12 protein-coding genes are annotated in these 13,551 nt (G+C 30.9%); 6 read left to right on the top strand and 6 right to left on the bottom strand.

Annotation, left to right across the window (positions count from 1 at the left end):
* The first annotated feature begins 93 nt into the window (after positions 1-93).
* From Q0845_RS01750 to Q0845_RS01740, 3 genes are all read left to right on the top strand, one after another.
* On the top strand, positions 94-1,143 hold the full coding sequence (locus Q0845_RS01750; protein WP_298508195.1) for a hypothetical protein: 1,050 nt from the start codon (positions 94-96) through the stop codon (positions 1,141-1,143).
* A 414-nt stretch (positions 1,144-1,557) separates the two neighbouring features.
* Positions 1,558-1,809, top strand: a complete 252-nt coding sequence (locus Q0845_RS01745) for a hypothetical protein (protein ID WP_046756456.1) — start codon at positions 1,558-1,560, stop codon at positions 1,807-1,809.
* A gap of 55 nt (positions 1,810-1,864) precedes the next feature.
* Positions 1,865-3,322, top strand: coding sequence for a TlpA disulfide reductase family protein (locus tag Q0845_RS01740; RefSeq protein ID WP_298508190.1), 1,458 nt, complete (start codon positions 1,865-1,867; stop codon positions 3,320-3,322).
* 5 nt (positions 3,323-3,327) lie between these two features.
* Here the strand turns inward: Q0845_RS01740 and Q0845_RS01735 are convergent, their stop codons facing one another.
* The 5 genes from Q0845_RS01735 to Q0845_RS01715 form a co-directional block, all read right to left on the bottom strand.
* On the bottom strand, positions 3,328-5,115 hold the full coding sequence (locus tag Q0845_RS01735; RefSeq protein WP_298508187.1) for a hypothetical protein: 1,788 nt from the start codon (positions 5,113-5,115) through the stop codon (positions 3,328-3,330).
* A 216-nt stretch (positions 5,116-5,331) separates the two neighbouring features.
* Positions 5,332-5,826, bottom strand: coding sequence for a hypothetical protein (locus Q0845_RS01730; RefSeq protein WP_298508184.1), 495 nt, complete (start codon positions 5,824-5,826; stop codon positions 5,332-5,334).
* Between the two features lie 33 nt (positions 5,827-5,859).
* The gene (locus tag Q0845_RS01725) at positions 5,860-6,645 is read right to left on the bottom strand and encodes a DNA adenine methylase (RefSeq protein WP_298508181.1); all 786 of its coding nucleotides are present in this window, start codon (positions 6,643-6,645) and stop codon (positions 5,860-5,862) included.
* Positions 6,646-6,678: 33 nt separating this feature from the next.
* Positions 6,679-7,149, bottom strand: a complete 471-nt coding sequence (locus Q0845_RS01720; protein ID WP_298508179.1) for a RadC family protein — start codon at positions 7,147-7,149, stop codon at positions 6,679-6,681.
* A 20-nt stretch (positions 7,150-7,169) separates the two neighbouring features.
* Entirely contained in the window at positions 7,170-8,339 is a 1,170-nt protein-coding gene (locus Q0845_RS01715; RefSeq protein ID WP_298508176.1) for a type IV secretory system conjugative DNA transfer family protein, read from the bottom strand.
* Positions 8,340-8,744: 405 nt separating this feature from the next.
* Between Q0845_RS01715 and Q0845_RS01710 the strand changes: the two genes are divergently transcribed.
* The 3 genes from Q0845_RS01710 (at position 8,745) to Q0845_RS01700 (ending at position 10,670) form a co-directional block, all read left to right on the top strand.
* Positions 8,745-9,644 (top strand): tyrosine-type recombinase/integrase, encoded by a 900-nt coding sequence (locus Q0845_RS01710; protein ID WP_298508173.1) that lies wholly within the window; start codon positions 8,745-8,747, stop codon positions 9,642-9,644.
* Between the two features lie 317 nt (positions 9,645-9,961).
* Positions 9,962-10,168 carry a hypothetical protein gene (locus Q0845_RS01705; protein WP_298508170.1) on the top strand — a complete coding sequence of 69 codons (207 nt, stop codon included), beginning with the start codon at positions 9,962-9,964 and terminating at the stop codon, positions 10,166-10,168.
* Entirely contained in the window at positions 10,158-10,670 is a 513-nt protein-coding gene (locus Q0845_RS01700) for a hypothetical protein (RefSeq protein WP_298508168.1), read from the top strand. The genes Q0845_RS01705 and Q0845_RS01700 overlap by 11 nt, the downstream gene beginning before the upstream one ends.
* 49 nt (positions 10,671-10,719) lie before the next feature.
* Here Q0845_RS01700 and Q0845_RS01695 read toward each other — a convergent pair whose 3' ends face one another.
* The gene (locus tag Q0845_RS01695) at positions 10,720-13,299 is read right to left on the bottom strand and encodes a hypothetical protein (protein ID WP_298508165.1); all 2,580 of its coding nucleotides are present in this window, start codon (positions 13,297-13,299) and stop codon (positions 10,720-10,722) included.
* Positions 13,300-13,551: the final 252 nt, after the last annotated feature.

Below are 13,551 nucleotides of genomic sequence, written 5' to 3'. Positions count from 1 at the left end.
TCCTTTCACTTTCAAAAATAGAGGGCTTAAATGCCCTGTTGTTAAAATTAATTTCTATATTTGGTTTAGAACTAATTTTAAAACACATTTATTATGAAACGTATTTATCCCGTACTTACCTTACGTTTACATGCTGCTATTCTGGTACTACTTTTTTGTTCATCTTCATGTACTTCACAAACACATAAAAATCATGATAAAGAAGTTGAACATTATCTTGTTGGCACATGGTACAGTATTTTCAAAGATGAACCTCAAAGTATAGAAGATTCTGGAGATGGTTCTTTGGAAACACAGCTTGAAATAGAAACGACTTTAAAAGTATTTGCTCAAAACCAATACTACAAAGAAAATAAGTTTGTCAGTGATGAAGAACTGAGGATTACCTACCGATATGATCGAGGTTCTTTTACCATGAAATTTATCATCGCATCAAATGGTACATGGTCAGTAAAAAATAATAAGGTGTTATTTGATACGCATTTCCCATCACTTAAAATTAAATTTAAAGGAAGTGATGCATCAAATACTGCTGAAAAAGAACTCGTGCAGTTCTATCGCAATGAAGTTCCAACATCAATAAAAAAGGAGTTGCTTGAAAATGGAAGTAGACCAAGTAGTGTATCGAGTATTACCAAATCAACTATGAAGCTTATTGATAGTGAGGGGCTTCTATTTACCTACAAGCGTATGAGTACTCCACCAAAAGAATTTGATGCTTCATTAGTACCCAATAACAATTTTTCTAAAGAACAATTGGCAGTGGGTACATCAGTATTTGAGCGATTAGCAATGTCAGGTAGCAAGGAATATTGTCTCCTTGGTACGCTTATTCCCAAATCAGACACGGTGTTAATGTATGATAATCCCAAGCTTAGTGGAAATGCAGTACACACAATGAAAATTCCCAAAAAAGGGAAAATATCAGCACGAGCATTCATCGTGTTTGATGTCATTAATGACACAAATTGTGGTTATCATTATAAAGTGCTTTCAAAAACAGGACATTTCGGTTGGATTTCTGGTTGCTCTGATCTTGATACTAAGTGGATAGATAGTGATCAGGCATTTACAAAAAGTAAAAGTGTTAATTATAAACAATGCTATACAGTAAGAGATTTAGCGAAAGTGTATAGTAAATAAAAGAGTATTAAATAGCGGAATATATTACATAGCTATTGAAACTAATGGAAAAATGATTAAGACAATTAAAGGAATAAAAGAATAGTATTAATATTATTTAACACACATAATGTAACGCTTATACATTTTTTTGAATGCTAATACAATATCTTACAAAAATGTAAGTTTATTACTTATATTTGAATAAGAATTAACATTCAATTCAATCCCACAAGAACCTTCCTTTATACATAGCCAAACTATAAGTTAAAGCAACTTTAGCTTACTCATGAATAGAGCAACATTTACTGTTGTTTCTTCATGAGTGGTATTTAAAAGTATCATGATAATAAAAATAGTATTGCTAAAAAAGACATACATCTTGAGTGTCTCTAAATGTTCAAGAATACTATTTTAATAATTAAAACTTAAATTATGTTACAAAACATTTTAAATTTAGAAGGAATTACTATTTTAACAAAGGCAGAACAAAATACTGTTATTGCAGGAACTGGGACTGGAACGTGTTCAGCATTTATTCCTTGTACGATTCCTGGAGACCATGATGATTCTTGTGGTGGCGGACAGTACACACACAATGTTTCTAAAAAGGAAGCAAAAGCATTTGTTGCTAATGGAGGACGTTGGTGTTGTGAAGGATGTTCAACAGCTAGTTGGATGCATTAACAAAATGAAATTACAGAGAGGGATATATTTCCCTCTCTACATTTAAAAAATAAGAATGAGAAATATTACGGTTATTCTATTAATATGCATATTATTTCTTTCTTGTAAGGAAGAAGTCGTTCAGAAAAAGAAAACTGAAGAATATAAGAAGCCTAACGAAATCGTAATGATTTTTAATAAGCGATCGTATGCAAAGGATACTTTGCATTCTGATAACGGTTCTTATACCATAAAAAAGGATAGACCAATTTTTTATACGAACGAGAAAACGTATGAAAACATTTTTTTAGAACCTACTAATATTAGTAAAACCGATACTATAATTATAAAATCGGATACTCCTATCATCGTTAATCACAGATACCATTTTTATTACGATTCTTCATATAAGTTTAATGTTGGTGATACAATAGTATTTGACTATCCAAATGATGCTCCTCATGTTTCTATTTTAAACAGTACAAAAAAGAATGATTACAATGTTGAAGTAGATTATAATTTATCTCACGCTGTTTATAAAGGAGCTGTAGAATTTTATAATGAGAATAATAAAAGATTTAGAACAAAGAAAGAGAAAACAGTATATAGAGATATTTTGAAAGAGAATATCATTGAAAAAGGGGAAACACTTGATTCTCTATATGATTTAAGGAAACTTTCAAATGATTATTATTCTTTTTTAAAGACTACAATTCACTACAAAAATAAAATCATTCATTCTAATTACAATGCTGACGAAACTGAGTTACAAAATGATTCATTGCTTTTTATTCAAAGCTATAGACACTTCTTAAACAGTTTTACTTTTAAAAATTTTGACATTAGCTATTCCAAAAAAGGATATCAAAACTTGCCTGATTATTTGACGCTGTATGATTCCATAGAAAAAAGCACACTATTCTCTACTAAGGTTAAAAATTACCTATTGTATAATACTACTAGAAGTATCATAAAGAATTACGATCAATCTAAGATTACAAAGTATTTTGATAAGTTTAAAAAAAAGGTAAAAGACACTATGTTAGTAAATAGAATTTTAGAAGATTTTTTACTCGATTTTTCTTCACTAAAAACCGAAACTGCCGATGTGAATTTGATAAATATTTCAAAGGAAAGAAAAACATTAAACGAGATCATTCAAGAGCATAAAGGAAAGATCATCTATATTGATTTTTGGGCAAGTTGGTGTGTTCCTTGTAGAGAAGTAATGCCCGATTCAAAGAAATTAATACAGGAGTATGAAAACAAAAATATTGAATTCTTATTTGTTTCAATAGACACTAATTTCAAGAGTTGGAAAAAAGCCGCTGAAGATGAAAACATTTTATATTACAGACATAGTCAACTAGCCATCAATTACCCGAAAGCTACATTTTTTAAAGACTTACAATTAAAGAGTATTCCAAGATATTTAATTTTCGATACTGATGGTCAGCTCATCCATAAAAATGCTCCAAGTCCTAAGAGTAGTGAAATTCGAGATCTTTTAAATAGTTATATTGCTAGAAAATAGAAAATTTAATCTGCAAAAGATTGTGAATAAAAAATAATCATTTTATCTCTTTTCTTATCATATGTTATACATTCTTTACAATTATAAGTATTGTCAGTATCAAAACAAATCGCTTGGATATTGTTGAGACACTCAAATGACACATTTTCAATAGTTTTACTATTACCAGGATATATAAAAATGTTATCAATTTCTGAAAATTTTCCAATTACAAAATGAATATCATCACTAAACCTACTCGGATCTCTAGATTGGTTGTATAAATAATTGTTTATTATAAAAACCTGTGTATCAAAGGATGCTTCAAAATAGCGATCATTATTTACCAACCAATTCTCTATCTGAATATTACCAAACAACTCTCTATACAAGTTATTCATACTGTCATAAAATAATATTCTTATCCTCTTATCATTTTTATCGTATATTACAAATACTCCATCATCAAGATTATTTAAAAATACATTTCCTATTGCAAAATCTAAAACAAACCAATTTTTCTCTCTATCAAAATATTGTCGATGTTTTTTACTCATTCTAAACTCTATATAGTTATGCGCATCTTCAAACGCTCCTGCTTTTTCTAACATAGATAAGTATTCAATAAACTTTTTTGTGCCATAACTATCTTTAAGATGATTATCAAAACGTGAAGTGCTATTTTCAAAATCATTATTCATTCCTCGAAAAAAATTACTCTGATCACACTCATTAGGGAAAATTGCAATCATATCTGTAATATCGTTATTGAATCTAGAATATAGACCTATACGCCATCTGTCAGACTTATAAGTTGTAGAAAATCCCGGGTATAATTCTTTACTATTCAAATCTTTTAACTGATCTTCATCTAGCTTTACTCCTTGTTCTAGTAAATAATTTAAAAGTTCGTGAATATTAATTCCCAAAAAATTTATATATGAAGTTTCATTTCTATCATAAGAGGTTAAATTATACGTTGATTTATTGTAATACAGTTCAACCCTATAAACGTCTTTATAATTATTATTTCCCTTAAATTCAGACCATATTGAAAATACTTTTCTACTTTTAAAGTCTTCATCACTTATCATATAATAATCTTTACGGATACTCATAGGTTCGCCCATTGGATTTTTAGTTAGATTTGTGACTTCTACTTTAGAAAAATATTTATCCTTAGGAAGTTCGACCAGATTATCATAGTTTGTACCAATGGCACGCATAAAACCATTGTGAAATTCCTCAAAATCAGATCTACTCTCAGACACTTTTCTCTTGGTTGGATAATCTGCATTATCTGTATTGATTTTATTAACATCTATACTATTAAAATATATTCTTGTATCCTTATCATCAGAAAGTTCTATTTCAATGATACTAGGTGAGAACTTTCCTTTAAAACCCGAAGATGTTTCAATTCTTAATTCGTTTGAACTCTTGATTTGATATACATGTATTTCATCATTATATTTTAAATATAATTTATACTGAAATTTTGGAATCTCAACTATTTTCTCAGTAGTTACATATCTTATTTCTGGATTACTTTTTACAGCATTATTGATTTGAGATTCATATTTGAGTACTTCTCCTGCTTCATTTTCATAAATATTCACTCCTGCTTTTGCTTTAAAAACACCTATTGGCGTTACAAATGAACTACTAGCATGTGTACTCACATTACCATTATCATCTACACATATTTCTATTGGTAAAATAGGTGGTTGGTAGCATCCCTTTATTTTGACTTGAGAGAGTGCTTTAGAAAACACGAAAAAACAAATGAATAGGGTAGGTAAACTTATTTTCATTTTTATTGAATTTTAAATAAAAATACGAATTTTACTATTAAATATGTAATTTTCTAGAGTAGAATATGTAAGAGCAGGAAAGTCAAATTATAGAAATTGAGTAGTTAAAAATAGTTTTCAAAATAATAAGTAGACCTGTAAATATACGTCTCGTGATTGGGAGTTCATTTAATTACAAAAACATTCACATAAGTGAATGTTTTTAATCTTAGTTAGTTATTCTTTTTTAATCACAGCTTTAGAACTTCCATTCACAGAAATAATACTAGTACGTGATGATTTCGGATCACTTCCTTCTTTGCGCAATAATCGCTGATTGTTAAATAACGGACGACATTTGATGTTGAATGCGGTATATGATACTGCTTTCTCTTTATCATCTAAAGTATCAACATACGCTTTGTAAAGTTCTTCGTTAGTCATGCTTTTTTTCTTGCTATTAAGCATAATATCAAAAGCAGTTGTGGCTACTGAATTCAGTCCTTGCTTTGATTCAGATAAATCTAAATCAAGTGCTTCAAGCTTTTGAATTTGTTCGTCACTTGCATACTTCATCATAGCCGTAGCATCCTTTTGATAATCTTTGATACGATTGGTAATAGCTCGCTTTTCTTCTTTGGCTTGTTCAATTTTTTCATCTGCTGTTTCTAGCAGTTTTTGATCATCGCTAATATTCTGTATTAGCGTGTCGATAATGTTGTGATTACTCATAATTATTAAATTTTAAAGGTTTATGTTTATTTTTTAAATAGGATAATTAGCGGTCAAGACTTCAATCTTGCGTTTCCGTTTCTTTTCATGTGCGCCATTACTAGCAACAAGTGGTTTATCAACCATCATCGTATGCCAACCATACTTTTGACTATATTCTTCAAGTATTTCAGAAGGGTATGAACTCAAAAGAAATTTCCCTTTGATGGCAGAAAGTGTATCAAGAAGTTTGATAAAATCAGCTTTGCTATATCCATCATAATGCCCCATGTCTGCATTGAAGTACGGTGGATCAACATAATGGAATGCATCATCGGTATCATACGTTATAATAACTTTACACGCATCATTACTTTCAATTTGTGTTTGTTCTAAGCGTTTCGGAATGGATTCATCAAACCGAAGTTTCTTATTCCGTACAGTCTTCAAACGCTTCCCATACTTATCAAATCCCCAACTTCCAATCTTACAGGCAAAGCCCATATTTGTAGCGATATAGAATGCCCACGCTTGTTGTAATTTGTTAAACAAGTGTTGCATTCGGTATATAGTATGTGCTACGGTATAGGTTGCTCTTGAAAATAGCGTTGCTTCAATCTTTTCTTTAAGATTCTCAAAATCAGTTTTACAGACTTCATAGAAGTTGATCACAATGCTATTGGTATCATTAATGATTTCTGATTCTGCTGGTTCTTTAGCAAAGAATACTGCGCCACCACCGAAGAAACTTTCGGTATAAATTTTATGCTTGGGTATTAAAGGAAGTATTTTGGATAGCAAGGTAATTTTGCCACCATAATATGATATTGGGGTTTTCATAAAGGTTGGAAGGGAAAGGCGAGTAAAAGGGAACTACATCAAGTTCTCGTCAGCGAGTGATACATAGTCTTCTGAGGTAATAATGATATGATCAAGAACTTTGATATCCATGATTTCTCCAGCAGAACAAAGCTTTTTAGTAATAGCTTTATCTGCGCCTGAAACCTTGAGTGTTCCCGATGGATGATTGTGTGCAACAATTATTGCTGTTGCATTCACAAGAAGGGCTAATTGAAAAATATTCTTTTTATCTACAGTTACCGAGGTAACTCCTCCTTTTGCAATTTCTGCAAAGGCAAGTACACGATTAGCATTTGTTAAATAAATCGCCCAAAAGTGTTCTTGAAGATCAAGGGTATCAGTATCAATAACGGAGCGCAGGTAATCACTAGCATCTTTTGATTTCTTGATAGTAAACATATTATTAAAGGCTTGCCGTTTATAGACAACTCCTACGATAGCACTACTGAGTACTATCGTAGAGGGTAAACTGTTTGATTTCATATATGGAATTGTTTTATGGATTACAAAATGGTATCTGCGCTAAAGGGAACTGATGGTTTTCCATCAATCATTAATCGTAGGTATATAGAATAGTTTGCTAGGGAAGTGAAGTCAGTTGTACTAAAGACAGGATAGAATTCTTTTGCCATTAAATTGGCATCAGTAATTCCAAGTCTAAAACATACTATTGTTCCGACATTTCCAAGCACACTATTACGTACTTCAATATTTAATTGATGGAGAAATTGATTGGCGAGGATAAGCCCGATTTTGAACTTACGAATCTGTGCCAGCATTTCTGCGATAAGTTCAGTACTCGATAGAATTTGAAACTCATCGATATACAAAAAATAGGGAACTCGCTCCTGCTCTGGAATATCAATTCTAGAGAAACATGCTGACGCTAGTGAAGTCAGAAGTAGTCCACCAAGAATATTGGCAACATCACTTCCGACTTGTCCTTTAGCAAGATTGATAATTAAGATTTGATTTGTATCTATAATTTTTCTGAGCGAAATCTGTTCATTATTTTCGACAAGAATTTTTTTGATGATTCGATGCGATAATAATGCGCCAATCTTATTCATAATTGGCAGTAAATCATTCGGCTTATACTTTGGAAATTCTTTCTCCCAAAAGAGGCTCAATGATTCATCTGTTATATGATTCAAACATTGATTTCTGAATATAGGATCATGAATGAGTCTAAGAATATCAGATAAATTTGCGCTTGGTTGTTCTAATAAAGAAAGTAAGGTCATTCTCAGAATGTGTTCCATTTTCATTCCCCAAGCTGACTTCCAATTGCGTTGGAATATTTCCAAAATATTAGAAGCAACCAGTGATCGTTTTGATGGACTTACTTTCCGCAAAGGATTATATCCAAACGGTATTTCAGGATCAGTCACATCAAAATAGATAAGTTTCCGATCTGGAAAACGATCTTGAATGTTTGCAACAATTTCAGTTGAAGCATCGCCATGCAAATCAAGAAATGCAAATCCACGCCTAGCTTCTGCATCCTGCATCATAAGTGCTTTCAATAGTGTCGTTTTGCCGCTTCCACTTTTTCCAAAGCAGTAAAAATGTAACATTCTATCAGCTTGTCTGATGCCAAATAATTTTCCGTCACTTCTGAAATTAGTTTTTGCGAAATAGCTGATACTGTTCAGTTCATTGAAAAAAGACATGAATTTGAAAAGAAGAATGAGTAATATATTGAATTGTGTTTGTCAATTTTCATGGACAAAAAAAGGAACTACTTGCTTTTTTTAAATGCTATGGTAATTTTTAGAAATGCTTGAAGGGCTTTTTTGCGTGCTAACTTATACCTATTATACCATATTTAGAATGCAGCAAAGTCCTCAGCGAAATTCTGTAGGGGGAGCATACAGTCCTTGCAAAAAAATCATTTATGAAATATATTATTACAAGTCATTTAAATACAAAGAAACCCCATTGCCCGAAAGGGTGATTAAGATTAAAAATCTTAATTAAAGAAACAGTGGTGGTGAATTTATACTCCTAATTTTTAAAAGAATTAGGAGTATAAAAGACCCACTAACATTTCTTTTTAGTGGGTCTTTTATGTACATATGAAGATTCAAAAATCAATAACGACTTATTTAAACTGGAAAAGTGGTCATACCAAACATAGTTATGTTCCTTACAAACGTCAATTAAAATTATTTGCAGATTATCTTGATACGATAGGTATTACAGAATTAAACACCGTTACTAATGACCATATCATTAACTATCATAAACAGATGGAAGAAAGCGGGTACAAAGATGCAACGATTGCATATTCCGCTAGAATACTTAGAAACTATTTCTGGTTTTGGAAGGGAAGAAAAGAAACCAATGTAATCAATGAAGAAATCAAACCTCCTAAATTTATTAACACTGAAAAAGATGTTGTCACCGAAGAAGACTTTGAACAATTAACAATGGTACTTGATGATCGCTATGCAGAAGATTTAGTGAAGAAACTTGTATTGCATTTGCTGTGGGATACTGGTATGCGTGTGAGCGAACTCCTAGATATCAAACTTACTGACATTAGTAAACAAGGGAAGCAAGGACTTAGAACTGCAAGAGTGAGAACTCGAAAATCTATGCGATATAACTTAGTAGTTTGGGGAGCAGACACCAATGTGCTACTCAATAACTATTTAGGTATTCGCTTGTGTATGAATACCGATAGTAAATACTTACTAATCAATCCAAAAACAAAGGAACGGTACACGCCACGAAGTATTCAACGTTGGATGAAACAAATCACAGAGATGACCTTAATTGACAAGAATATTACTCCACATAGTTTTAGACATGGTAAAGCCAATAATATCTTAGAACAAGGTGGAAATATGAGAGATGTATCAGCATTACTTAGGCACGTATCGCCAACATCTAGTTTTCATTATTTACAGTTATGTGAAAAACGATATAAGGAAACCGCAGGACGTTTTCTTAAAACCGCAGTCGTAAATTAAAAACAATCTAGCTCAGATTGTTTTTTGTTTGAACCTAGTGTATAATCCATAACAAGTACTTTTAACTAGTAAATATAATTTATCAATTTTGGTGTTTTTACAAACTAATCCTTTGTATTTAAATGACTAAACTTAGTATCTGATGTGAATGCCCTAAACAGGGTATAAAAATTTACCATATTAACGTCGTAAAATATATGGTACACGATACGCATGTCGCATAACCTTAGAAGGGTTTTACGACATACACACACCTAAATTGATAGATTATACTGGGGAAACCCTAAGGTTCTTAGTACGTTAAAATTTAATTTAAAATGTCAAAATTTTATAATGTAATCGTTAAAAAGGTAATTCCTAATAGCACAGAAAAAGCTATTTATCACAAAGTAGGAACGGTAAAAATCACCAAAAATGGTGGTTGGTTTTTACAAATGTATCATCAGCCTCATACAGAATTTATGATCTTTCCAAATCATAATGAAACCTTACCAGTCATTCAATTTACTGACCATGAAGCTTAACAATACCACCGCAGTTCCGAATGTGTTTTTCGATTTACAGATGAGTCAGTTAAGTGGTTCTGCAATTCGGGTGTATTTAAAAATTGTTCGTAACACCATTGGTTGGCGTGATCCAAGCGGACGCATCAAAGGACGTGATTGGATATCTCATTCACAATTTGAAAAAGTTGGCTTATCAAATAGAAGCGTTACAAGCGCCATTGAAGAACTACTTCAAAACAGGCTCATTACCGTAACAGATTACGTAGGAAACTCACTCACAAACCCTATAGAGCGTAAAAAAGCCAAAAGAGTCTACTACTCCACTGTAGTGGAAAAGCTTGAAAAAAATGCACTCCAGACCGAAAAAAATGACCAAAACAAACCGCAAGAATTGCGGACTACAAAAGAAACTTTTTTACAAAATTACAACGCAGAAAATGCAAATCCAGACCAAAGAAGAATTAAAGAAATACTCGAGATGGAACAGCGTAAGCAGATTCAAAGAGATCGCTGGGTATAGTTGTTTTTTGTTTGTATTACTTTTTTTAAAACTATAAAAGCATACGCTTTTATTTGAATTTTATATTTTTAATTGAAGTATTTTTTAATAAATAATCACCTTTATTTTGTTTTACACTATCCAGTTTAAAACATCTTTCATTTAGATTAACCCATTCAAGAATAGAGTCTTTCTCAGAAATCGGAATATTCAAAAAATAAGATGCTTGATTATTTTCAAATTTTCCAACAGTTTTAGTATTGATTTTTTCTAATAGTTTTTTACTTTTTATATATCGTAAAGGAGTAAACTTTTTATTAATTAAAAGGCTGTCATAAATTGTGTTCTTGGAAAAAGAAAACGTACCATATTTAATTCTAAAGTCATTACCTTTCAATTTTACATTAAAGAATTCATTACCTATTGAGTTGGTGTATTTTTCAAATTGAGCATTCTTAAAACTTACAAATTCCATGCTTGAGTTTGCAAAAGTAGTATAAACAAATTTACAATTCTTAAAAGAAGAAATACCATCTTTTAATTCATCAAAATATTGATCATGATTTTCAATAATCCCCCTATATTCACTTTGTAATTTATTTAAACTACTTCTTACATATAAAGTATCTATTTTTGCCGAGTTCGAGTCCCATTCAGTGCCGTTAAAATTGGCAAACATACGAATGACTTTTCTACTTCTGTTGAGATTATCATTTGTTCGCACAAAATAATAACTTAATTTTTCAATAGGTTCATTACTGTATCTGTTGTAAACGTGAAGTAAATCCCAAAACTCTTTTTCATTATAATTCCAGTCATTTAAAAGCATAAAATTTGTATTCAGGATAATGTTTTCAGACAATATAGCATCACGCTTTATTAATCTTGGCACCTTATATTTCTTTGTTACTTGTTTGATTTTCTTATTTTTATCAAACTCATTACTATAAATAAGAATTTCATAATTGTTAAATGGATGATACATATCATCTCCATCGATGTAAGGATACCCATACAGAAGAACCGAAGGTCCCCACTCTCTGTTTATTTTATACTTAAAAAATGTACCCCTAGAATAGAAAAAACAATTGTTAAATATAAATGGGTCATTACCACCACTAAACTCACTATCATCAAATTGAACTCCTCTTAAATCACAATTAAAAAAGCCTCTGTTATGACCAGCACCTATTCCTAGTACAGTATTTTTAAAATTAGAATGATTTAAACTTGAATCAACAAATAAACAGTTTTTTAATTTATTTCCTTGAAATTCACAAAAGTCTAAATTTGACCAAGTGAAGGTAATCCTATCCGACTTAATATTTCTAAAATTAGAATAAGAGAAATCACCGAATAAAGTAGTGTTTTCTAATTTTGCTCCATTAAAGTTAGAATGACTAAAACAAGGTCTTTTGCTAGGGGTAATTAAAACACTTACTTCTCTATTATAATGACCTTGAATTCCATATAAAGTTTCTGTTAAATCAAGTCCACTTAAATCTTTATTTGAAAAGTCGGAATATGAAAAGTTGGATTGGCTTATAATTTTATAAAATGTTTTAGGGTCTAAGTCATTTTTATAAAGATTCTGAAATAATTGTCCTCTTTGTGGACTTAGCTTTTGTTTAATAATTTTATCATCTACAAGATATTTGTAAGGCGTTAATTGTTCACTCAATGAAATTATTCTAGCAATTAATCCCTCAGATAAATTTCTAACACCATCATTCTTATAATCTTCCTTTAATTCCTCATTTATAGCTGAATAAATATTTGATAGTAATGGTGTTCTAGAGTTACTTTTTTCTTTAGCGTTTTCAATAATATTTCTTTTTAGCTGAATTTCCTCTTGTCTTTCAATGTAGTTAAGAATCGTATTAAAAATTAAATATCCTATTCCAATAACCAACAGTACAGAAATAAAATATTTCCAATTATTAGTAAATATATTTTTAAGTTTTGAACGCCACTTCTTTTTTGGAAGTTTTTCACGATCTCCATCACTTGCTTCATTATTGGAATTACTTGTAGTTTCAACTAAAGCTTGACCTTCTTTTGGCTGACCTGAATCCTGATCATCCTTGATAACGGAAATATCAAAATTCCAATCACTATCAGTTGTTATTTCAAATCCTTCTCCAAATTTTTCAGGAATATCAAGTCTAGCAAAAAAATCTCGGAATCTTTTAACACTACCTTTCGGGTTTTCATATATAGAAATTGATTCTAAAAAATTCTTTACAGAGTCTATATTATATTCATTATAATATTTACTGTCTTTTTCAAAATTATGAAAGAGTAGGCATAAAAGACCATGAAAACTCTGTTGAGATAACAAAGCTTCATTGACAGCTTTTCTAACTGTACTTTCACTAGATGGAGCATCAATACTAAATGCTTTTTCTTTTATATTATCTCTTTCAATAATTCTAGCAGTCATATTATCAACTGCATTTTTAGCAGCAGAACCATAACTAAATTTATCTACTCCTACTGAGTTAAAGACTCCTTCAAATAAATCCCAATCAGTTATACTGAATTTTGCATTAGCATTTTCAAACTTACTCATGGCATAAATATAAGAATTTTCACAATCCGCTTTGTATCCGCCCATCCGTTTCTTTTCCGTGATGCTTCCGCTTTTCATCCTAAAAATTAGATTTCTAAACTTTTAAAATTGTCATATCAAAAGCAAAAAACCACCAAACATTGCGTAAGGTGGCTACGCCAGAGATACCAAAACCATACTTTGACATCCTGACAATTTATTCAATTGAGAATCCGACCTCTCAATCGAATCGACACACATATACCATTATAGTGTATGTTGGTCAAGCATCTTCAAAGTGGTTTTGAAAAACTAGTTACAAACAGTTAACATTTTCAAAATCGTGAAATC

Origin of the sequence: uncultured Kordia sp. (genome assembly GCF_947489565.1) — a bacterium.
Taxonomy (GTDB): domain Bacteria; phylum Bacteroidota; class Bacteroidia; order Flavobacteriales; family Flavobacteriaceae; genus Kordia.
Note: the sequence above shows the minus strand (reverse complement) of the source record. Positions and strands in the feature narration are given on the sequence as shown.